This window comes from Streptomyces sp. NPDC048434 (genome assembly GCF_043200375.1).
Lineage (GTDB): Bacteria > Actinomycetota > Actinomycetes > Streptomycetales > Streptomycetaceae > Streptomyces.
This window is the reverse complement of record NZ_JBICXQ010000027.1, coordinates 58,214-76,981: the sequence shown is the minus strand read 5'-3', so window position 1 is coordinate 76,981 and position 18,768 is coordinate 58,214. Positions and strand designations below refer to the sequence as shown.

18 protein-coding genes, 1 pseudogene and 1 riboswitch are annotated in these 18,768 nt (G+C 72.4%); of the genes and pseudogenes, 8 read left to right on the top strand and 11 right to left on the bottom strand.

The window, feature by feature from the left end; all coding sequences use genetic code 11:
- Positions 1-14 precede the first annotated feature (14 nt).
- From ACGFWI_RS28750 to ACGFWI_RS28735, 4 genes are read left to right on the top strand one after another with little or no spacing between them, the layout of a single operon-like run.
- Complete coding sequence (locus ACGFWI_RS28750) at positions 15-716, top strand: hypothetical protein (protein ID WP_393908944.1); 702 nt, start codon at positions 15-17, stop codon at positions 714-716.
- Entirely contained in the window at positions 713-1,696 is a 984-nt protein-coding gene (locus tag ACGFWI_RS28745) for a DUF6895 family protein (protein WP_393908943.1), read from the top strand. Before ACGFWI_RS28750 ends, ACGFWI_RS28745 begins: the two co-directional genes overlap by 4 nt.
- Complete coding sequence (locus ACGFWI_RS28740) at positions 1,693-2,616, top strand: DUF6895 family protein (RefSeq protein ID WP_393908942.1); 924 nt, start codon at positions 1,693-1,695, stop codon at positions 2,614-2,616. The genes ACGFWI_RS28745 and ACGFWI_RS28740 overlap by 4 nt, the downstream gene beginning before the upstream one ends.
- Entirely contained in the window at positions 2,613-3,653 is a 1,041-nt protein-coding gene (locus ACGFWI_RS28735; protein ID WP_393908941.1) for a serine hydrolase domain-containing protein, read from the top strand. The genes ACGFWI_RS28740 and ACGFWI_RS28735 overlap by 4 nt, the downstream gene beginning before the upstream one ends.
- Before the next feature lie 18 nt (positions 3,654-3,671).
- Here the strand turns inward: ACGFWI_RS28735 and ACGFWI_RS28730 are convergent, their stop codons facing one another.
- The 5 genes from ACGFWI_RS28730 to ACGFWI_RS28710 all read right to left on the bottom strand — a co-directional run bounded on the left by ACGFWI_RS28730 (position 3,672) and on the right by ACGFWI_RS28710 (position 10,542).
- Entirely contained in the window at positions 3,672-5,702 is a 2,031-nt protein-coding gene (locus tag ACGFWI_RS28730; RefSeq protein ID WP_393908940.1) for an ATP-binding protein, read from the bottom strand.
- A gap of 95 nt (positions 5,703-5,797) precedes the next feature.
- Positions 5,798-7,624: an alkyl/aryl-sulfatase gene (locus ACGFWI_RS28725; protein ID WP_393908939.1), complete on the bottom strand. Its 1,827-nt coding sequence runs from the start codon at positions 7,622-7,624 to the stop codon at positions 5,798-5,800.
- Positions 7,625-7,774: 150 nt separating this feature from the next.
- Positions 7,775-8,815 carry a methyltransferase gene (locus tag ACGFWI_RS28720; protein ID WP_393908938.1) on the bottom strand — a complete coding sequence of 347 codons (1,041 nt, stop codon included), beginning with the start codon at positions 8,813-8,815 and terminating at the stop codon, positions 7,775-7,777.
- A gap of 578 nt (positions 8,816-9,393) precedes the next feature.
- Positions 9,394-9,834, bottom strand: a complete 441-nt coding sequence (locus tag ACGFWI_RS28715; RefSeq protein ID WP_393908937.1) for an SPW repeat protein — start codon at positions 9,832-9,834, stop codon at positions 9,394-9,396.
- A gap of 135 nt (positions 9,835-9,969) precedes the next feature.
- Positions 9,970-10,542: a histidine phosphatase family protein gene (locus ACGFWI_RS28710; RefSeq protein ID WP_393908936.1), complete on the bottom strand. Its 573-nt coding sequence runs from the start codon at positions 10,540-10,542 to the stop codon at positions 9,970-9,972.
- 160 nt (positions 10,543-10,702) lie between these two features.
- Positions 10,703-10,789: riboswitch (cobalamin riboswitch) on the top strand.
- Positions 10,790-10,852: 63 nt separating this feature from the next.
- On the opposite strand from ACGFWI_RS28710, the gene ACGFWI_RS28705 reads away from it, so the two are divergent.
- Both ACGFWI_RS28705 and ACGFWI_RS28700 read left to right on the top strand, forming a co-directional pair.
- Positions 10,853-11,071, top strand: a complete 219-nt coding sequence (locus tag ACGFWI_RS28705) for a CbtB-domain containing protein (protein ID WP_129292739.1) — start codon at positions 10,853-10,855, stop codon at positions 11,069-11,071.
- Between the two features lie 15 nt (positions 11,072-11,086).
- Complete coding sequence (locus ACGFWI_RS28700) at positions 11,087-11,836, top strand: CbtA family protein (RefSeq protein WP_393908935.1); 750 nt, start codon at positions 11,087-11,089, stop codon at positions 11,834-11,836.
- A 92-nt stretch (positions 11,837-11,928) separates the two neighbouring features.
- Here the strand turns inward: ACGFWI_RS28700 and ribA are convergent, their stop codons facing one another.
- Positions 11,929-12,612, bottom strand: a complete 684-nt coding sequence (gene ribA, locus ACGFWI_RS28695; RefSeq protein ID WP_393908934.1) for a GTP cyclohydrolase II — start codon at positions 12,610-12,612, stop codon at positions 11,929-11,931.
- A 112-nt stretch (positions 12,613-12,724) separates the two neighbouring features.
- On the opposite strand from ribA, the gene ACGFWI_RS28690 reads away from it, so the two are divergent.
- Positions 12,725-13,480: a creatininase family protein gene (locus ACGFWI_RS28690; RefSeq protein ID WP_393908933.1), complete on the top strand. Its 756-nt coding sequence runs from the start codon at positions 12,725-12,727 to the stop codon at positions 13,478-13,480.
- Positions 13,473-14,105: pseudogene (locus tag ACGFWI_RS28685) on the top strand (RibD family protein); the annotation flags it as partial. The gene ACGFWI_RS28690 and the pseudogene ACGFWI_RS28685, both read left to right, overlap by 8 nt.
- 108 nt (positions 14,106-14,213) lie before the next feature.
- Here the strand turns inward: ACGFWI_RS28685 and ACGFWI_RS28680 are convergent.
- From ACGFWI_RS28680 to ACGFWI_RS28660, 5 genes are all read right to left on the bottom strand, one after another.
- Positions 14,214-15,221 (bottom strand): lysylphosphatidylglycerol synthase transmembrane domain-containing protein, encoded by a 1,008-nt coding sequence (locus ACGFWI_RS28680; RefSeq protein WP_393908932.1) that lies wholly within the window; start codon positions 15,219-15,221, stop codon positions 14,214-14,216.
- The gene (locus ACGFWI_RS28675; protein WP_393908931.1) at positions 15,218-16,099 is read right to left on the bottom strand and encodes an SAM-dependent methyltransferase; all 882 of its coding nucleotides are present in this window, start codon (positions 16,097-16,099) and stop codon (positions 15,218-15,220) included. Before ACGFWI_RS28675 ends, ACGFWI_RS28680 begins: the two co-directional genes overlap by 4 nt.
- Positions 16,093-17,214 (bottom strand): glycosyltransferase family 4 protein, encoded by a 1,122-nt coding sequence (locus tag ACGFWI_RS28670; RefSeq protein WP_393908930.1) that lies wholly within the window; start codon positions 17,212-17,214, stop codon positions 16,093-16,095. The genes ACGFWI_RS28675 and ACGFWI_RS28670 overlap by 7 nt, the downstream gene beginning before the upstream one ends.
- The gene (locus ACGFWI_RS28665; protein ID WP_393908929.1) at positions 17,211-17,609 is read right to left on the bottom strand and encodes a 6-pyruvoyl tetrahydropterin synthase family protein; all 399 of its coding nucleotides are present in this window, start codon (positions 17,607-17,609) and stop codon (positions 17,211-17,213) included. Before ACGFWI_RS28665 ends, ACGFWI_RS28670 begins: the two co-directional genes overlap by 4 nt.
- A 74-nt stretch (positions 17,610-17,683) precedes the next feature.
- The gene (locus ACGFWI_RS28660) at positions 17,684-18,670 is read right to left on the bottom strand and encodes a zinc-binding alcohol dehydrogenase (RefSeq protein WP_393908928.1); all 987 of its coding nucleotides are present in this window, start codon (positions 18,668-18,670) and stop codon (positions 17,684-17,686) included.
- Between the last annotated feature and the right edge of the window lie 98 nt (positions 18,671-18,768).

Sequence of the window (18,768 nt, the reverse complement as noted above, 5' to 3'; positions counted from 1 at the left end):
CTGAGGGGAAAGCGTTGGCTGAACAGACGCAGGGAGCAGTCCCGCTGAGCGCTGTGATTGCCGATGCCGCAACCGGGGTCGCCCTCGCCCTGCGGGGTGAGGGCGACCCTTATGCGTTGTCGGCCATCTTGCGGCAGAGCGATGCACTGGCTCCGGCCGCCATCCGGGTGCTCGGCGCCGATGCGCTCGCACCGTACGCAATGGACCGCCTCGGGACGCCCGTCGGCGCGGACGACACGGAGGTCGTCCGGCAAGCGCTCACGGCCTATCCGCCGGGAGCCGATGCCTCGGAGGTGTCGGTGTGGACCTACCGGGGCCTGGTCGAGGCCTCGCACGCGTTTCTGCCCGGAAGCGCACAGCACTGGCCACGACCACCGGCGGCGGCGGCCGGTTGGGTCACGGCCGACCCCTGGCCGAAGCTCTCCCATCGCGTGTCGCAGCTTGCCGCGCTCGCGCTGCCCGGGCTGGCGCCCGGCCTCGCCGAGCAGCTGTCGGCACGCACCGACGATCTGGCCCGCGGTTTCGTCCGGGCGGTACGCCGCCGGGACTGGCTGCAGGCGGCGGGCCTGGGCCGTTGGCTGGCCCGGCTGCCCGACGTACCGCAGACCCTGGGGCTCGACAACGGGCTGGCGTTCGTCCGCCAGATGGGCGGCGGCGACCCACGGGTGACGCTGCATGCCGAGGCCGCCCGACGATTCCACGGACGGGGTTGGTGACCGGCGGCCGGGGCGACCCCGGGCTCCTGGACCGGATGGTCCTGGGCGGCCTGGGGTGGCTGGAGGAGGCGCGCGACTTCTTCCGCCTGCCCCCGAACGTCACCACGGACGCCGACCCCAACCTGACGCTCAAACCGCTGGGCGAACTCGCCGAACTGACCCAGTTGATCGGGCTGTTGCACCCGCGGGACGAGATCCGGCAGACGGCCCGCGGGCTCTTCGCCTTCGCCTGGAACGAGACCCGCGACGGCGAGCTGTTCGCCGAGCTGATCCGCGGTGAGCCCTTCGCCACCTATCCGGTCGAGCTGTACGGGGTGTTCGCCCAGGCCGGGCTGCGCCATGCCGAGGTCGACGAGCTGGTGCACACCACGACGCGGCTGCGTGGCTGGCGGGTGGCGCGCGAGGATCACACCCGTACGCTCGGCGTGCTGAACGCGGAGCGGCGGATCGGGCTGCGGCAGCACGCCGACTTCGGCGCCGTCCTGGCACAGACCGGCCTCGGCGGACTGCCGGAGCCCTGGGCGCTGGACCGCAAGACGGCGTACGGCGTGACCCATGACGTCTTCCATCTCACCGACTGGGGGCGCAACCGGCAACGGCTCTCCCCCGAACTCGCCGGCTATCTGCGGCTGTGGCTCCCCTCCTGGCTGGAGAACTGGCTGGAGGAAGAGCTGTGGGACCTGGCCGGCGAGCTGCTGGCCGTGACGGCCTGCCTGCCCGGCGCCCCGTACGATCCGGATGCCTGGCAGCGGCTGGCCGGCGCCCAGACGGCCGACGGCAGCGTCCCCGAGATCGGTTCCGCGCCGGCCACCGGCGACCGGGCCGCGGCGTTCACCGCCTGCTACCACTCCACCCTGGTGACCGCGTTCGCCGCCACCCTCGCCCGTATCGCCTCCGACGAGGCCGAGGCCGGTCCCCCGGCCGGTGATACGGCGACGGCGGGCGGGCGGACCTCCTGCGAAAGCGAGACAGCCCCGTGACCGTGACGGCCGCATCCCCCGCCTTGCTGCACGCTGTCGGCGACCGGGCCCTGAGCTGGCTCGACGACCACCGCGAGCACTTCCGGCTGACCCCCGACGACCTCGCCAGCAACGGCGCGGTCGTCGAGCGGCTCAAGCCCATCGGGGAGCTGGCGCTCAATATGCAGGTGCTGTTCCGGGAGGGCGTGGCCGGGTCCCGGCAGAAGGCCCGCGCCGGGCAGCTGCTGGACTTCGCCTGGCGGGAGCTGCTGGACGGCGGCAATGTGCTGGCCCGGCTCCAGCACGACGAGCCGCTCTCCCCGGTGCCGCTGGAGGTCTATGCGACCTTCCACGAACTCGGCCACCGCCACCCGGGACTGGAGGCCGCGCTGGAGATCTGCCGGCGCACCACGAGCTGGACGGCGCTGGAGATGATGCCCAACCGGCGGCTCGGTGTGCTCAACGCGGAACGCAAGCTCGGTCTGCCGCCCAGCAGCGACTTCGACCAGGCCGTGGGCCGCACCTGGCTGGGGCAGCTGCCCGAACCGTGGACGGTGCAGCTGCACGTCGCCTACGACCTCACCCACACCGTCTTCCACCTCACCAACTGGGGCGAGGCCCCCGAGCGCATCCCGTCGGCCCTCGCCGACTACCTCACGCGGTACCTGCCCGCCTGGATGGAGGACTGGGCGGACCTCGAACACTGGGATCTGCTCGGCGAACTCCTCGTCGTCGACGCCTGCCTGCCGCGGCCCACGCTCGACGCGGAGCTGTGGGAACGGTACGCCGCCGCGCAGTCGCCCACCGGCGCGATGCCCATCCAGCGCCGGATGCCGCAGGGCGACGCGGCGCGGGTCTTCGATCTGGTCCACCACCCCACCCTGGTCGCCGCGTTCGCCTCCGCGATGGCCACCTCCCGGGCCCTGTCCGCCGTCGGATGACCCCCGAGGACCCCGGACCGGCGCTCGGTGACCGTCTCGCGGACGCGGTCACCCTGATCGACGCGCCGGACGTCGTGCTGGCGGTCACCCGGCACGGCCGGCGGACCGTGATGACCGGCGGCTCGGCGCTGGCACCGCCCACCCCCCGCCATGCGCTGCGCTACGAGCTGGGGTCGCTGTCCAAGACCTTCACCGTGCTGCTGCTCGCCGAACTGGCCAGGGCCGATGTGCTGTCCCTGGACGATCCGCTCGCCGACCGTCTGCCGGAGCTGCCGCTGCGGCACCCGTACTCGCGCCTGATCACCCTGCGGCATCTGGCGACCCACACCTCGGGGCTGCCGCGGATCCCCGCCGACCTGATCGCCGGCGCGCTGGTGCACCCGTACGCCAACGGCTATGCCCGTTACGACACCGAGCGGCTGCTGCACACCTTCGGCCGTACCCGGCCGCGGCACCGTCCCGGCACCCGCTGGCGGTACTCCAACTTCGGGCTGGCGCTGCTCGGCCCGGCCATGTCCCGGGCCGCGGGCGCCGGTTACCCCGCGCTGCTCACCGGCCGGGTGCTGCGGCCCCTCGGGCTGGCGGACACCACCTTGGGCCCCGGCACCACCGGCACCGACGCCATCGGCCACCGTACGAACGGGGTGACGCCGGTGGACAGCGCCGACATGGGCGCCTTCGTCGCCGCCGGGTCGGTCCGTGCCACCCCCGCCGATCTGCTCAGCTACCTTGAGGCGCACCTCTCCCCCGGCGACACGCCGCTGGCCCGGCCGCTGCGCGACGTCCAGGTGCCGCTGCTGCGCCGCGGCTGGCGGAACCGCCACACCCACACCCTGACGTGGTATCAACATCCGGCTCCGCGCGGGCCGTTGCTCTTCCACGTCGGGGCGACCTTCGGCCAGCAGGCGTTCCTCGGCTACCACCCGGCGTCGCACACCGGGCTGGTCGCACTGGCCACCCGCCGCGGCCGCACCTGCCGGATGATCACCACCGCCTATGAGCTGCTGTACGCGCTGGCCGGTGATTCCTCCGCCTGAGCCGGTGACCGGCGCCGGTCACAGGTCGCCCGCCAGGATCCGGGCGAGCGAGGTCCCGGGCCGCTCCTCGCTGGCCCGCCGGAAGAGGTCCGCGTACGCCTCGTCGCCGATCGCCGCGCGAGCCCGCTGCTCGCACTCCTCGCGTACCGCGCGCAGCTCCGGGGTGCCGCGCTGCGGGTGCCCGACGGTCCGCCAGATGGCCTGGCCGCTCCCGTAGACGCGGGCGGCGGCCGCGCCGTGGCCCTGGGCCGCCACCGCGGCCGCGAGCAGGTCCAGGCCGAGCGCGATACCGAACTTGTCGCCGATGCCCTGCTTGGCCGCGAGCATCGCGCGGGCGTGGTCCGCCGACTCCTCGGGCCGGCCCTGGAACAGCGAGATCAGCGAGAGCTGGTAATCGATATAGGACCGGGTCCAGTATTCGCCGCGCTGCACACACCCGCGGCGCAGCGCGCTCGCCTCGGCGCGGGCCTCGGTGAGCTTGCCCAGGCCGGTGAGCGCGAAGAGCTGTACGAGATGGCAGCGCAGCCGTCCGGGAGAGGCGAAGGGGGTGTACGGCGCGGGGCCGAGCACCTGTTCCGCGACGGTGTGCGCGGACCTCGGGCGGCCGGCCATCAGATGGGTGAGACCGGTGAGATAGCCGGCCTGAAGTACCGCCTCCGCGTCGTCGGACACCCGCGCGGCGCGGGAACACTCCAGGCCCAGGGAGTCGGCCAGCGCCAGATCGCCCTGGAGCAGTACGGCGACGCCGAGCGCCCACAGCGCCCGGGTGCGTGCCGGGCCCGGGCGCTGGTGGGCGGCCAGGGCGCGGGCCACGTAGTCGCGGGCCTCGTGCAGATGGCCGCAGCAGTTCCAGAAGAAGCCGATCGAGGCGCTGAGTTCCTGGGCCCGCTCCGGGTCGGTGGCCAGCAGATGGTCCAGCGCGGTGCACAGGTCGACGTGAGCCTCGGCGACCCTGTCGTACCAGCCGACCTGTTCGGGGCCCAGCCAGCCCAGTTCGGCGCGGCGGCCGAAGGCGGCGAAGTGTGCGGCGTGCCGGTCCGCGAGCGCCGTCGTCTCGTCGAGTTCGGCCAGCCACATCCGGCCGTACTCGCGCAGCGTGTCGAGCATGCGGTAGCGCGCGCCCTCGCGGGTGAGCACCGATTTGGCGGCCAGCGAGGCCAGCGTGGTGCGCACCCCCGGTCCGGTGAGCGGTCCACCGGCGCACACGGCGCTCGCGGACTCCTCGTCGAAGGTGCCGCGGAAGACGGACAGCCGGGCCCACAGCAGCCGTTCCAGCGGTGCGCACAGCTCATGGCTCCAGCCGATGGCGCAGCGCAGCGTCCGGTGCCGCGGCAGCCGTACGGGCCCGTCGCCGTCGAGGGTGTCGAAGCGGGAGGTGAGCCGCTCGGCGATCTGCTCGACGGAGCTGTTCGCCAGCTGGGCGCCGGCCAGCTCCAGGGCCAGGGGGATGCCTTCGAGGCGGCGGCAGATGACGGCGGCGGCCGTCGCATGCGGTGGGGCGGTGAGCCGCAGCCCGGGGGCCGCGGCCCCGGCCCGTGCGGTGAACAGGGCCAGCGCGTCGTTGTCGCCGGTGCAGGGCAGCGGGCCGATCTCGGTGGTCCACTCGCCGACGATGTCCAGCGGCTGTCTGCTGGTGACCAGCACGGTCAGGCCCGGGGCGGCGGTCAGCAGGTCCCCGAGCAGGTCACGGCAGGCATCGACGAGATGCTCGCAGGAGTCCAGTACCAGCAGCAGCCGTTTGCCGGCGAGCCCTTCGCACAGCACCGCTACCGGCGTCCGCGCCGTGTGGTCGGCCAGCCCTACGGCATCGCAGACGCTGGCCACCAGCCGCCCCGCGTCGTGCAGGGGCCACAGATCGGCCCAGCAGACCCCGTCGGGGAACCGCGCCGCCGCCGCGCGTGCGGCCCGCATCGCGATCCGGGTCTTGCCCACACCACCGGGCCCGGTCAGAGTGATCAGCCGATGCACCGTCAAATCGTCGTCGATCCGGCGCAGTTCGGCTCGTCGGCCGATGAAACTGGTCGACTCCTCGGGAATGTTGCTCGCCACTGGCTCAGTTTGCCCCAGCCGCGGTGTCGGCAGGGGTCCGGTGAAGCGGTCCGGGGCGCGAGGTTGACGGCCGACGGCCGGGCGGACGGTCCTCGTCAGGGCGTGACGACGGGGAAGGTGGGATTCGGCGTGCGGACGAGGCTCAGCAGCCGGTTCAGTGCCCCGGGCTCGCCGTGCTGTGCGGCGTCGCCCGGACCGCGGCCGGCGAGCAGGTCGAGCAGCTGGGGCTTGGTGAGGGTGAGCGTGAGGTCCGGGGTGCGTTCCCCGGACGGAGTGGGGGCGCCGGGTGCGCTGAGGTGGGTGAGGGCTCCGTGGGAGAGCGTCAGCTGCCAGGTCCGGTCCTCGTCGGGGAGGTAGAGGTCGAGGGTGAGCGCGGTGGACCAGGCCCGGGGGCCGTCGATGCGGATGGCGAGCGAGTCGAGGAGCTGGTCGACGGTCAGGGCCAGGGCGAGTTCGGAGTCGGCGGTGTCCGGGCGGGCCTCGGCGAGGGTGCCGCGCAGCTCCATGGCGCCGGTGAGGTAGAAGTTCCGCCAGGTGCCGTTCTCGCAGCCGTGGCCCAGCCGTTCGTAGACGAGGGCCAGTTCGCGCCGGGCACGGAGGTTGTGGGGGTCCGCGAAGACGGCATGGTTGAGCAGCGTGGCCGCGAACCGCAGATCGCCCTCGGCGGCGTACCGCTTGCCCGCGTCCACCGTGGCCTCGACGCCGCCCATGGTGTCCACATAGCGTCGGGACTGCTCGACCGGCGGGTGTTCCCACAGGTGGGCAGGGTTGCCGTCGAACCAGCCCAGGTAGCGCTGGTAGATCGCCTTGACGTTGTTGCTGAGCGCACCGTAGTAGCCGTGGAGGGACGGGTCCCGCTCCAGGGCCGGCGGCAGCCGGAGCTCCTCGGCGATCTCGGTGCCGGTGAGCCCCTCGTTGAGCAGCCGCAGCGTCTGGTCGTGCAGATAGGCGTACAGGTCACGCTGGTGGGCCAGCAGGGTCTTGACGCGGTCCTTGCCCCAGGTGGGCCAGTGGTGGGAGGCGAAGGCGACCTCCGCCTCGTCGCCGAACAGGGCGAGCGCCTCGCCCAGGTAGCGGGACCAGGCCCGGGCGTCACGGACGGGGGCGCCGCGCAGCGGCAGGACGGTGTGCAGGGTGTGGGTGGCGTTCTCGGCCAGGCAGAGGGCCTGGTGCGCCGGGAGGCAGAAGTTCATCTCGGCGGGTGCCTCGGTGCCCGGGGTGAGCTGGAAGACGATGCGGACGCCGTCGACGATCTCCTCCTGGCCGGTGCGGGTGATGTCCACGGTCGGCGGGATGAGGGTCATGGTGCCGGTGGAGCGGGTGGTGCCCAGGCCGCAGCCGATCTGGCCGTCGGGTCCCTTGGGCAGCTGGGTTCCGTACATGTAGACGGAGCGCCGGGTCATGGCGGTACCCGCGTAGACGTCCTCGCGCCCCGCGTGCCGGAGGAAGCCGGCCGGCGCGAGCACCGGGACGGGGTGGTGGTCGTGCGGCAGTACGCCCCGCCCGCCGCCGAAGTGCTCTCCGTGCGAGTGGGTGTAGATCAGGCCGGTGACCGGCCGGTCACCGCGGTATTTGCGGTAGAGCTCCAGGGCCGCGGCGGCGGTCTCGGCGGAGACGAGCGGGTCGACGACGATGACGCCGTGGTCGCCCTCGATCAGCGTCATGTTGGACAGGTCCAGGCCGCGGGCTTGGTAGATGCCCTCGGTGACCTCGTACAGGCCCTGCCGGCTCACCAGCCGGCCCTGCCGCCACAGGCTCTTGCTCGCGGTGTCGGGGCAGTTTCCGGCCAGGAAGCCGTAGGCCTCGGCGTCCCAGATGACCCGGCCGTCGTCCGCGGTGACCTGGGGCGGGTCGAGCGCGGCGATGAAGCCACGGTCGGCATCGGCGAAGTCTTGGTGATCATCCACGGGTGCAGCGGTCACGGAACGCTCCCTCTCCGGGGCGGCGGGCCACAGTCGACGGACCCATGCAACCGATTTAACCGAATTTGCCCGGTTATCGCATGCGTGCAGGCATCCGCCCCCACCGGGGTGCACGGGTGTCGCCCGCCCCCGTCCACCCCGTCGCCCGCCTCACACCGGCTCGGCCTCGATGACGCTGAAGCGGTTGGGCTTCGGGAGCCGGGTGACCGTACGGACGGCGAAGCCCGCAGCGCGGCACAGCAGCTCGAAGTCGTCCCGGGTGCGCTCCCGGCCACCGACGTTCACCAGCATGTTGAGGTCACTGAGGTAGACGACACCGGCCGCCGCCGGATCGACGACCGGCGGCAGCACCGGCTCGACCAGCAGCAGCCGGCCACCGTCGGGGATCACTCGCCGGCAGTGGCCCAGGATGTCCGCGCACCGGGCGTCGCTCCAGTCATGGATCACGCTCTTGAGGAGATACAGATCGGCACCTTCGGGAGCGGTGGCGAAGAAGTCCCCGGGCACCAGGGAACAGCGGCCGTCCAGCCCGTCGCGCGCCAGCTTCGCACCGGCCTGGGCCAGACCCTCGGCGCTGTCGAAGAGGATGCCGTCGAGCGACGGAAAGGCCCGCAGGATCGCGGCGAGCAGGGTGCCGTCACCGCCGCCGATATCGGCCACCGTCGCGAAGCGGCCGAAGTCGAACGCCGACGGCAGCAGGGCCGCGGTGTCGCGGGTGGCCTGGCTCATCGCGGCGTTGAAGTCGGCGGACATCTCCGGCCGTTCGGCGAGGTGACCGAAGAAATCCTTGCCGAAGACCGCGTCGAACGAGGTCTCGCCGGTGCGCACACTGTCGTCCAGCCGCTCCCAGGCCCTGAGCAGGGTGGGATCGCTGAACATCCGGACGAAGGAGTGCAGCGACTCGGGTTCGTCGGTGCGCAGCAGAGCGCCGACCGGGGTGAGGGCGAAGACGCCCGGGGACCGCTCGTCGAGCAGCCCGAGACCGGTCAGCGCCCGCAATAACCGGCCCATGGCCTGGGGCTGCGCCGTGCACTCCGCCGCCAGCTCGTCGGCCGTGCACTCGCCGTCGCCGATCAGATCGGCGATCCGCAGACGGGCGGCGGCGCCCATCGTGTGCGTGGCCATCGCACCGTAGGCGATCCGGACCAGCGTGTCCCTGTCCTTGTGCGATGGGTGGTTCTCGCGCGGCATGCTGCGGCACCTCTCGTCAACGGCGTTACGGACAAGGCCGGGCAGGGCACAACAATGCCGAAGACGTTGGACGGCGCCCCCCCGCTACCTTAGTTAGGCAACCCTAACCAGACGCGATCACCGGAGCAATGCCCCCGCCCGCCTTCGCCCTGCCACTACGGCGCGGCCGTCCACACGACCCGGAGGAGGGACGACGCTGCCCCCGTACGACGACGGCCCGTTCGGCGAGCTCACCGAAGCGTTCCGGCACGGCGCCGGGCCCGGCGCCCGCCCCCGCACCCCGACAGCCGGCCAACGGGTCCGGTTACGCCCGTACCACCGCGGTTTCGCCTGGCTGGCGCCGGCGGCCGCGGTCGGCAGTCTGGCCGCCGGAATCGCGCTGGCCGACGGACTGCTGCTCGCCGGCGGGCTGGTACTGGCCGGGCTGCTGCGGCAGCCCTTCACGGGCGGCGGCGCCCCGCGCCGTTAGCAGCCTGAGCGCCGACCGCCGTACCCCCTCACACGCAGCCGCCAACCGGCGCGCCCTCACAGGAGGGCAAGGCGGTCAGCGGCTTTCACGCCCCCGCAGGGAGAGCGCATCACGTGCCGCGGCGGCTCCTCGACGCTGCGGCGACACACATGGCGCCCAGCAGGAACGTCAGGGCACCGATGACGACGTTGTTCCAGATGACGCCGGCGTCCGGGCCGCTGCCGACGATCCAGGGGGAGATGATCATCCATGCGCCGATCGCGCACATCGCGCCGCTCAGGCCGTACATCCGCTCAGGGGTCACGGTGAATCCGACCGCCAGGAGGGCGATCGCGATACCGAGGATGAGGTTGTGCGTCACGAGCGCCGGCTGCGCGGCGGTGAAGTGGAGGATCCATGGTGAGACGGCGCAGTACAGGCCGACCAGTAGCACCGGACCGTCGACGAGTACCACGTCACGCCCGCCGAGCACCCGCTCATATCGAGCCTGCATCTCAGAAGCATCGGGGTGACCTGCGAGATCTCCCCTGTGGTGTGAGACGTCGGCCATGCGACTCGCCTCCTTCGCTCGCATTCCGGCCGTTCCGCGCGGCATCGGACCACGCACTTTTATTCTGCGCTTATGTCGCCTTTATGTGTAGATGAAGTGGCAAGTGAATTTCGCCGTAAAACCGCCGCACCGCTGTCACCTGCGGTCCGGCGCCCGCCCCAGGCCCAGATTCCAGCGGCCGCCGCGCCCGCTCAGCTCGGTCACGGTCAGCGGCGGCACATCCAGCCGCCAGAACGCCTCCACGGGAACGCCGAGGGCACAGACCGCCGCCGCACGTACGACATCCGGCTCGACGACGGCCAGCACCCGGCCCGCGTCCAGGGCCATCCGCGTCAGCCAGGCCTCGACCCGGTCGCAGAGCTGCCGCAGCGACTCCCCGCCGTGCCCCACGAAGTCCGGGTCCGAGAGCCAGGCGGACACCGCGACCGGCTCGGCATCGGCGACCTCGGCCAGCGTCCGGCCGCGCCAGCCGCCCATCGCACAGCCCGCCAGCTCCTGCGTGGAGCGGGCCGACAGCCCGAGTTCCCCGGCAGTGCTCCGGCACCGGACGGAGGGCGAGACAAAGGTCCGGTCGGCGGCCGGCAGCGCTCCGGCCGCGGCCCGGACGCGGCGCAGCCCGGCCTCGCTCAGCGGGCCGTCGTCGTCGAAGCGCACCTCGCGCTGGGCGTCGCCCGCGGCCGGTGAGACCAACATCACCCGAGTTGTCATGCCCTCTTCTCCCACTCATCACCGGTACCGGCAACACCTCACTCGTACAAGGGAGTTGTCCGGCCCATGCGCCCGGTCCTGCGCCTCTCCGCCCCCTTCGCGGCCTTGGCCCGGGGGTCGGTTCGCGGTACCTTCCCGATGATATTGACGACGACATGACGGAAGCCGGTGGGATCCCGGCGCGGTCGCGCCACTGTATGTCCGGTTTTTACCAGCCCAGCCAGGGCCGGAACCGGGCGAGCCAGACCCGGCATGTCGTTACGCACTCCCACGACCAGGGACGCGAGTTCCCCGCACAGGAGGTTCTGCCATGGCCCAGACCATCGCACCCCCGGCCACCGGCGCCGTCACCCCGGCCCCGCTCCCCCTCAAGGCAATTGCCCCGTGGGCGCTGTTCTTCGGCGTCCTGATGCTCGTTCTCCTGTACTTCATCGGCGCGGAGCAGGGCGCCACCTCAGTGCTTTCGGGCACGGAGGTCCACGAGTGGGTCCACGACGGGCGCCACCTCCTCGGCTTCCCCTGCCACTGATCGGACTGCGCACCCATGAACTCCGTCACCATCAGAACCCTTCTGGTGCGCGGGATGCTCGCCGGTCTGGCCGCAGGCGTCCTGGCCCTCGTCGTCGCCTATCTGCTGGGCGAACCGCGGGTGGACGCCGCCATCGCGTTCGAGGAAGCACACAGCCACGAACACGAGATGGAGGTCGTCAGCCGCGGTGTGCAGTCCACAGCGGGGCTGGCCACCGGCGTACTGGTCTACGGCGTCGCGCTGGGCGGTATCGCCGCACTGGCCTTCTGCTTCGCCCTCGGGCGGATCGGCCGGTTCGGTGCCCGCGCCACGGCCGCGCTGCTCTCCGGCGCGGCGCTGCTGGCCGTCTACCTCGTACCGTTCTTGAAGTACCCGGCCAACCCGCCGTCCGTCGGCGACCCCGACACCATCGGCAAACGCACCGCCCTGTACTTCCTGATGATGCTGCTCGGCATCCTGCTGGCCGTCGCCGCCACGATCCTCGGGCGGCGGCTGGCTCCGAAGCTGGGCAACTGGTACGCCACGGTCACGGCCGTCGCCGCGTTCGTGGTCGCCATCGGCCTCGCCTATGCGTTCCTGCCGGCCATCGACGAGGTGCCGCACGGCTTCTCGCCCACGCTGCTCTGGCAGTTCCGGCTGTCGGCGATCGCCATCCAACTGGTGCTGTGGACCGCCTTCGGGCTGGTCTTCGGTCATCTCGCGGAGCGCGTCGTCCCGACCCGGTCGGAGGCCACCGCGGCCGAGGCGGCGCCCGCCGCCTCCTGACCCGGCCCACCGAGGGAGGGCTCGCGACGTACGGCGTCGCGAGCCCTCCCTCGTGGTACGGGGGGCCGCCCTCGCGGGCCGTCCCGCCCACGTCAGGACAGACCGGGGATACCGTCCAGATGCGGCAGATCGTGGTCGAGGCGCTCCCGTTTGGCGCGGAGGTAGCGGATGTTCTCCGCACGGGGGGTCATCAGCAGCGGGACCTGTTCGGCGACGGCGACGCCGTGCCGCAGCAGCGCCTCGCGCTTGCGCGGGTTGTTCGACAGCAGCCGCACCGACCGGACGCCGAGGTCCAGCAGCATCTCCGCCGCGACGCGGTATTCACGGGCGTCGACGGGCAGCCCGAGCGCGATATTCGCCTCGACCGTGTCCAGCCCGCCCTCCTGCAGCTTCATCGCCCGGAGCTTGGCCAACAGCCCGATCCCCCGGCCCTCATGGCCCTGGAGATAGACGAGAATGCCGCGTCCTTCCGCCACGATCGCGCGCAGCGCGGCGGACAATTGATCGCCGCATTCGCAGTGGGCGGAGGCGAAGACATCGCCGGTGAGACATTCCGAATGCACCCGGGTCAGCACCGGCTCTCCCACGACATCGCCGTGGACCAGAGCCACTTGCTCGATCCCGCTACGCCGGTCCAGATAGCCGACGGCGAGAAATTCACCGTATGTGGTGGGCAGCCTGACCGTCACCACCTGTTCCACGCCCGGTTTGTGGCCGAGGGCATCATCGATTGCGACACGGAGGTCGGGGCAGGCATCGTCGTCGGCGTCCATCATGGCGCGATGGTACCCGCGGGAGGAATGGATCGCCGGGACTCACTCAGAACACAACAAGTATGCTGCGACAACCACGACTCGGTGAGTCAGCGACGAAAGGCCGCAGCACACGATGACCGCTTCGGGACACCCGACTCCGGCGCCCGGCCTGCTGCCGGCGGACACCACCGAGGACGTACGGGCACGGCAGCCGACGATGGCCGTGCTGCCCATCGGCAGCTTCGAACAACATGGCGCTCACCTGCCATTGAGCACCGATACCGTCATCGCCTGCACCATCGCCCGGGAGGTGGCGGCCGGCCGTCCCGTCCAGCTGCTGCCGCCGCTGACCGTGTCCTGTTCGCACGAACATGCCGCATGGCCGGGGACCGTCAGCATTTCGGCGCGTACCCTGCATGCGGTCGTCACGGACATCGCTGATTCGCTCCGCAAGTCCGGTATCGGCACCCTGATTCTGGTCAACGGGCACGGTGGAAATTACGTGCTGCGCAATGTCGTTCAGGAATCCGCCGGAAGCGGCGTGCGGATGGCGCTCTTCCCCGGATCGGCGGACTGGGACGCGGCGCGCGCCCGGGCCGGGGTGCAGACGTCCGGGCACACCGATATGCATGCGGGAGAGGCCGAGACGTCCATTCTCCTGTATGCCCATCCCGAATTGGTCAAGGAAGGCTATGAATCGGCGGATTGCGTCGCCGATGACCGGAAGCACCTGCTGACGCTCGGCATGTCGGTGTATACCGAATCCGGGGTCATCGGGCGGCCGTCGCTGGCGTCCGCCCGGAAGGGGAAGGAATTGCTGGCCGGCCTGGTCGACGCATTCGACGAATACGCCGCGCTGTTCGGCGCACGGACGGAAGCCCATGACTGAGGCGCTCGACACGGCAGCGGCCTGGGAGCGGCTGCGGACGATCCGTACGGCGGACGAGGCGCGGGCCGCCGGAATGGTGACGGACGGGGACGGCGGGCTGCGCTGGGAGCGGCCCGCCACACCCGAGGCGGTGGAGCTCGCGGGACTCTATCTGCCGCTGTGCCTGGCCGGGCCCCGGATCGCGTTCGCGCAGCTCGGGCAGAGTCTGGACGGCTTCATCGCGACCCGTACCGGCGATGCCGACTATGTCACCGGTGCCGAGGACCGCTGCCATCTGCACCGGCTGCGCGCGCTGGCCGATGCGGTGGTCGTCGGGGCCGGTACCGCCGTGACGGACGATCCGCGGCTGACCGTGCGGGCCTGTACGGGCGACAACCCGGTGCGGGTGGTGCTCGATCCGCGGGGCCGGGTGCCGCTGCACAGCGGGGTGTTCACCGACGGTGCCGCGCCGACGCTGTGGGTGGTGGGACCGGATGTCGCCGCCGTGCCCCGCGGCGCAGACGTCGACGTGATGGTGCTGCGGGACCGGGACGCGTTCGCTCCGGATCGCCTGCTGGCGGCGCTGGCGCGGCGTGGTCTGGGCCGGGTGCTGGTCGAAGGCGGCGGAGTCACCGTGTCGCGGTTTGTGCAGGAGCGGGCGCTGCACCGGCTGTATGTCACCGTCGCACCGGTCCTGCTCGGCGATGGCATCCCCGGTCTGCGGTTTCCCGGTACGCCGGTGATGCGGGAGGCGCTACGCCCGCCGCTGCGCCGCGCCCCGCTCGGCGAGGACACGCTCTTCGAACTCGAACTGCGGGCGTTCGGTGCGCCGTCCGGCGGACCGGCGGACGAGCAGCACCGCGGCGCCCGGGAGGCTCGCGACGAAGGCGAGCACGCCGTAGATCACGGCAGTGGTGAGTCCCTGCGCCGCGCCTAGCCCGGCCGCGCCGAAGGCCCAGGCGGCGACGCCCTCCCGCGGGCCCCAGCCGCCGACGTTCAACGGCAGCGCCATCGCGAGCAGCGCCAGCACCACGAGCGGCACCAGCTCGGCTGTCGGCGCGGTGACTCCCGCAACCCTTGCGGCCAGCACGAACATTCCGAGGTAGCCCGCCAGGACCGCCACCGAGGAGAGCGCGACGCCGGGCCAGACACCGCGGCCGAGCAGGCCCTGGCGCGCTTCGGCCAGCAGGGTGCGCAGGGCGCGTTCGGCGCGCGAGGCGCCGCGGCGCCGGCGCAGCCGGACGGCGACCGCCAGCAGCAGCACCCCCACCGCGGCCGCGGTCAGTGCGACACCGGGCGAGGTCAGGAAGCGGGCGACCGGCGCCAGTACGGGCGACGGCCGGGCGAGCAGCACCACCGCTCCGGCGACGAGCAGAACGAACTGGCCGGCGGTGCGTTCCAGGACCACCGCGCGCACGCCCCGGCCGAGGTCACCGGAGTGACGGCCGTGGCGTACGGCGCGGTGCACATCGCCCAGGACGCCACCGGGCAGCGCCGCGTTCAGGAACAGCGCGCGGTAGTAGTCCGCGACGGCTCCGCCCAGCGGCAGCCGCAGGCCGAGGCCGCGGGCCACCAGACACCACCGCCAGGCGCTGAACACCGTGGTGAGCAGGCCGATGGCGAGGGCGGCGAGCAGCGTGGCGGCATCGATCCTGCGCAGACCGTCCAGGAAGGCGTCGGATCCCAGATGCCACACCAGCGCCACCAGGATGCCCAGTCCCGCGAGCAGCCTGAGCCACGCCGCCCAGCGGGACCGGTTCATCCCGCGCTCCTGGACGAGGGGCCGGGCAGCGCCAGCAGATCCGTGTGGTGCACCGCGACGGTCAACTCCCCCGCCGCGCACTCCTCCAGCCGCCGGCGCAGATAGGCCACCGCTTCGGGGGCCAGCTCCGGCCGCTGGGCCCGCGCGGCACCGACCCAGCCGCGCAGCCATTCGGCGATCAGCCCGGATTCCGCCGAGCCGAGCCGCCACGGGCTGGGCCGCACCACCACGGTCGCCCCGCGCCGCTCGAACGCCGCGACCGCCGCCGCGACCGCGTCCGGCCCGAGCAGGCCGCGGCCCTGGTCCGTGCGCCGCTGATGGTCGTCAAAGGCGGCGGCGAGCTCGGCGTCGAACGGATCGGACGGGGTCAGCTCGACCCGTCCGGCGACGGAGAGCGCCAGCAGCGCCGGGCAGCCCGCGCCCACACAGGCCTCGGCGAGCGCCTCCACCTCGTCGCGGGTGAGCAGATCGAGCAGCGCGGAGGCGGTCACCAGCGAGGTGCCGGCCAGGTCGTCGGCGCTGAGGGCGGCCAGATCGCCGCGCTCGGTCGTGGCGTCAACGGGCGTGCCGTCGGCGGCCGTTACGGGCATCCGCGCACCGGCGTGTTCGAGCAGCAGGGGGTCGTGGTCGTGCAGGATCCAGTGCTGGGGGCCGGGTAGCCGGACGGCGAGCCAGCGCCCCATCGAACCGGTGCCACACCCGAGATCACGGATCACCAGACCGCGGGGGCTCCCGGGCGGGCCGGCCGGCGCCGGCTGCGCGGACAACCGGTCGAGCAGCGGATGCAGCAGCTCGGGTGCGCGGGCGGCGGCATCGGCGCGCTCCCGCAACTCCAGCCACCGCGGGGCGAATCGGGGCCTGCCGGTCACGTTCACCATATGCTCCGGATCTCGTTCCGAAGCCGTTCCAGCGCTCCGGCCAGACTGTGCGACGTCATCTCCCACCCCTCCAGCATGGCACGCCGTCCGCGTGCCGAATTCTTCAACCGGTCACGCAGTTGCGGATCCCCCAGCCAGCCACGCAGCGCCTCGGCAACGGCCGACGGCCCCCCGGGCGGCACGAGCAGGCCGGGCACACTGCCGTCGGGAGCCCGCCCGACCGCTTCCGGAACGCCGTCAACCTCCGTCGCCAGCACCGGAATCCCACGCGCCAGCGCCTCGGTGACGACCATGCCGTAGGTCTCGGCGTACGAGGTGAGTACCAGCAGGTCGGCTGCGGCATAGCGCGCTTCCAGGTCGGCACCCCCCTGCGGTCCGGTGAGGGCGATCCGGCCATCGAGGCCGGACTCCGTGACGCGATGCCGCAGTTGGGCGACGTAGCCGGGGGCGCGGTCGAGCCCTCCGACGCAGGTGCAGCTCCAGGGCAACTCGGTGACGGCGGCGAGGGCCTCCACCAGGAGGTGCTGCCCCTTGCGCGGGGTGACCGCGGCGACGCACAGCAGCCCGGTGGCGCCGTCGGTGCCCGGTGCGAGGGGGGCGGTATCGGCTCCTGGCCTGGCGACATGGACCCGCTCCGCCGCCAGCCCGTGGTGCGCGACGAGCCTGCGGGCGGCCCACTCGCTGGTGGCGACCACGGCTCCCACGGCGTGCAGGGTGCGGCGTTCGAGGGCGTCCAGCTCGGCCGCCAGTGCGGGGTCGAGCCCGGTCTCGTCGGCCAGCGGCAGATGGACCAGTACGGCGAGCCGCAGCCGTCCCGCCTCGGGAACCAGGATCTCGGGGACGCCGCAGGCGACCAGCCCGTCGAGGAGGACCACGGCGCCGTCCGGCAGCGCCGCCACATACCGCTCCAGCCCCGCGCGGGCCGCGGCATCCGGCTGCGGCCCGCTTCCCGGCACCGCATACGGGCGCACCTGCCAGCCCGCCGCCGGAAGGTCGCGGCACACCCGGCGGTCGTAGGTGTTGCCGCCGCTGGGTACCGCCGGATCGTCGACGTCACCGGGGAGGACGAAGTGCACCACACGCTCCGTCGCCGCGGTGGCGCCCGTAGGGGTCACAGGGTGCGCTCGTACGTCGCCCAGGCGATATGGGACTCGTGCAGGGTGACCGATATCCCCGCCAGTTCGCGGGCGCCTTCGCCGAAGTTGCCCGCCTGGATGCGGTCGGCGAGCCGGTCGGCGATGACCTTGGCCAGCGCCTCCGTGGAGGTGTTGATGCCGGCGAAGGCGGGCTCGTCGTCGAGGTTGCGGTAGTTCAGCTCCCCGACGACGGCGCCGAGTTCCTGGGTGGCCAGGCCGATGTCGACGACGATGTTGTCGGCGTCGAGCTCCGCGCGGCGGAAGGTCGCGTCCACGATGAAGGTCGCGCCGTGCAGACGCTGCGCGGGTCCGAAGACCGCGCCACGGAAGCTGTGGGCGACCATGAGGTGATCGCGGACGGTGATGCTGAACAAGGCCGTTCCTCCGGTGTGATGTCGGTCTCAGTGACGGTGTCGTCGGGGGCGAATTCCGGGCGGTCCCGGGACTGCTAGCCGTCGTCCGCCGGCCCGTACCGGATGCGGTGGCACAGCGCCGGCAGGTCGCCGGAGGCGAGCTCGGGCAGCACCCGCGGCAGGTCCTCGAAGGCCGACTCTCCGGTGATCAGCGCATCGAAGGCGGGGTCGGCGAGCAGGTCGAGGGCGAGCGCGAGCCGGTCGGCGTAGGTACGGCGGGGCCGGGCCGGGGAGACCGTGCCCACCTGGCTGCTGCGGACGACCAGCCGGCGGGAGTGGAAGGCCTCCCCCAGCGGCAGGCTGACCTGCCGGTCTCCGTACCAGCTCAGCTCGATCACGGTGCCTTCCGGGACGAGCAGTTCGAGCGAGCGCGCGAGCCCCTGCTCGGTGGCGCTGGCGTGCACGACCAGGTCGCAGTCGCCCAGCGCGTCCGCGGGCAGCGCGAAGTCCACCCCCAGTGCGCGGGCGGTGGCGGCGCGCGCGGGGTCGGCGTCGACCAACTGCACCCGGACCCCGGGGAAGCGGGCCAGGACCGCGGCGACGCTGCAGCCGACCATGCCCGCGCCGACCACCGCGATCCGGTCGCCGACCAGCGGCGCCGCGTCCCACAGGGCGTTCACCGCGGTCTCCACCGTGCCCGCCAGCACGGCACGCGCGGCGGGGACGCTGTCCGGTACCGGAGTGACGGCGCTCACCGGGACGACGAAGTGCGTCTGGTGCGGATACAGGCTGAAGACCGTACGGCCCAGCAGGTCGTGCGGGCCTTCCTCGACGACACCTACATTGAGGTAGCCGTACTTGACCGGTGCCGGGAAGGTGCCTTCCTGGAACGGCGCCCGCATCACGGTGTGCTGGCTCTCGGGGACGCCGCCACGGAAGACCAGGGTCTCCGTTCCACGGCTCACTCCGGAGCAGATCGTGCGCACCAGGACCTCGTCGGCGGCGGGCTCCGGAAGGGGTACCGTCCGGATCTCGCCCTGACCTGGAGCGCTTAGCCAAAAGGCACAAGCGACGCGCGGCATCGGGATCCTCCTGGACGCTACGGCGATGGTTCATCGATGCTGGGGATCATGAGGACGCCGTCACCCTACGCGGCGCCCATCGACTCCGCTACACATCC

Coding starts and splice junctions, on each gene's coding strand:
- ACGFWI_RS28690 (WP_393908933.1), top strand. CDS start 12,725: ATGACCGCTTCGGGACACCCGACTCCGGCGCCCGGCCTGCTGCCGGCG.
- ribA (WP_393908934.1), bottom strand. CDS start 12,612: ATGATGGACGCCGACGACGATGCCTGCCCCGACCTCCGTGTCGCAATC.
- ACGFWI_RS28705 (WP_129292739.1), top strand. CDS start 10,853: ATGGCCCAGACCATCGCACCCCCGGCCACCGGCGCCGTCACCCCGGCC.
- ACGFWI_RS28720 (WP_393908938.1), bottom strand. CDS start 8,815: ATGCCGCGCGAGAACCACCCATCGCACAAGGACAGGGACACGCTGGTC.
- ACGFWI_RS28710 (WP_393908936.1), bottom strand. CDS start 10,542: ATGACAACTCGGGTGATGTTGGTCTCACCGGCCGCGGGCGACGCCCAG.
- ACGFWI_RS28660 (WP_393908928.1), bottom strand. CDS start 18,670: ATGCCGCGCGTCGCTTGTGCCTTTTGGCTAAGCGCTCCAGGTCAGGGC.
- ACGFWI_RS28675 (WP_393908931.1), bottom strand. CDS start 16,099: ATGGTGAACGTGACCGGCAGGCCCCGATTCGCCCCGCGGTGGCTGGAG.
- ACGFWI_RS28735 (WP_393908941.1), top strand. CDS start 2,613: ATGACCCCCGAGGACCCCGGACCGGCGCTCGGTGACCGTCTCGCGGAC.
- ACGFWI_RS28680 (WP_393908932.1), bottom strand. CDS start 15,221: ATGAACCGGTCCCGCTGGGCGGCGTGGCTCAGGCTGCTCGCGGGACTG.
- ACGFWI_RS28715 (WP_393908937.1), bottom strand. CDS start 9,834: ATGGCCGACGTCTCACACCACAGGGGAGATCTCGCAGGTCACCCCGAT.
- ACGFWI_RS28700 (WP_393908935.1), top strand. CDS start 11,087: ATGAACTCCGTCACCATCAGAACCCTTCTGGTGCGCGGGATGCTCGCC.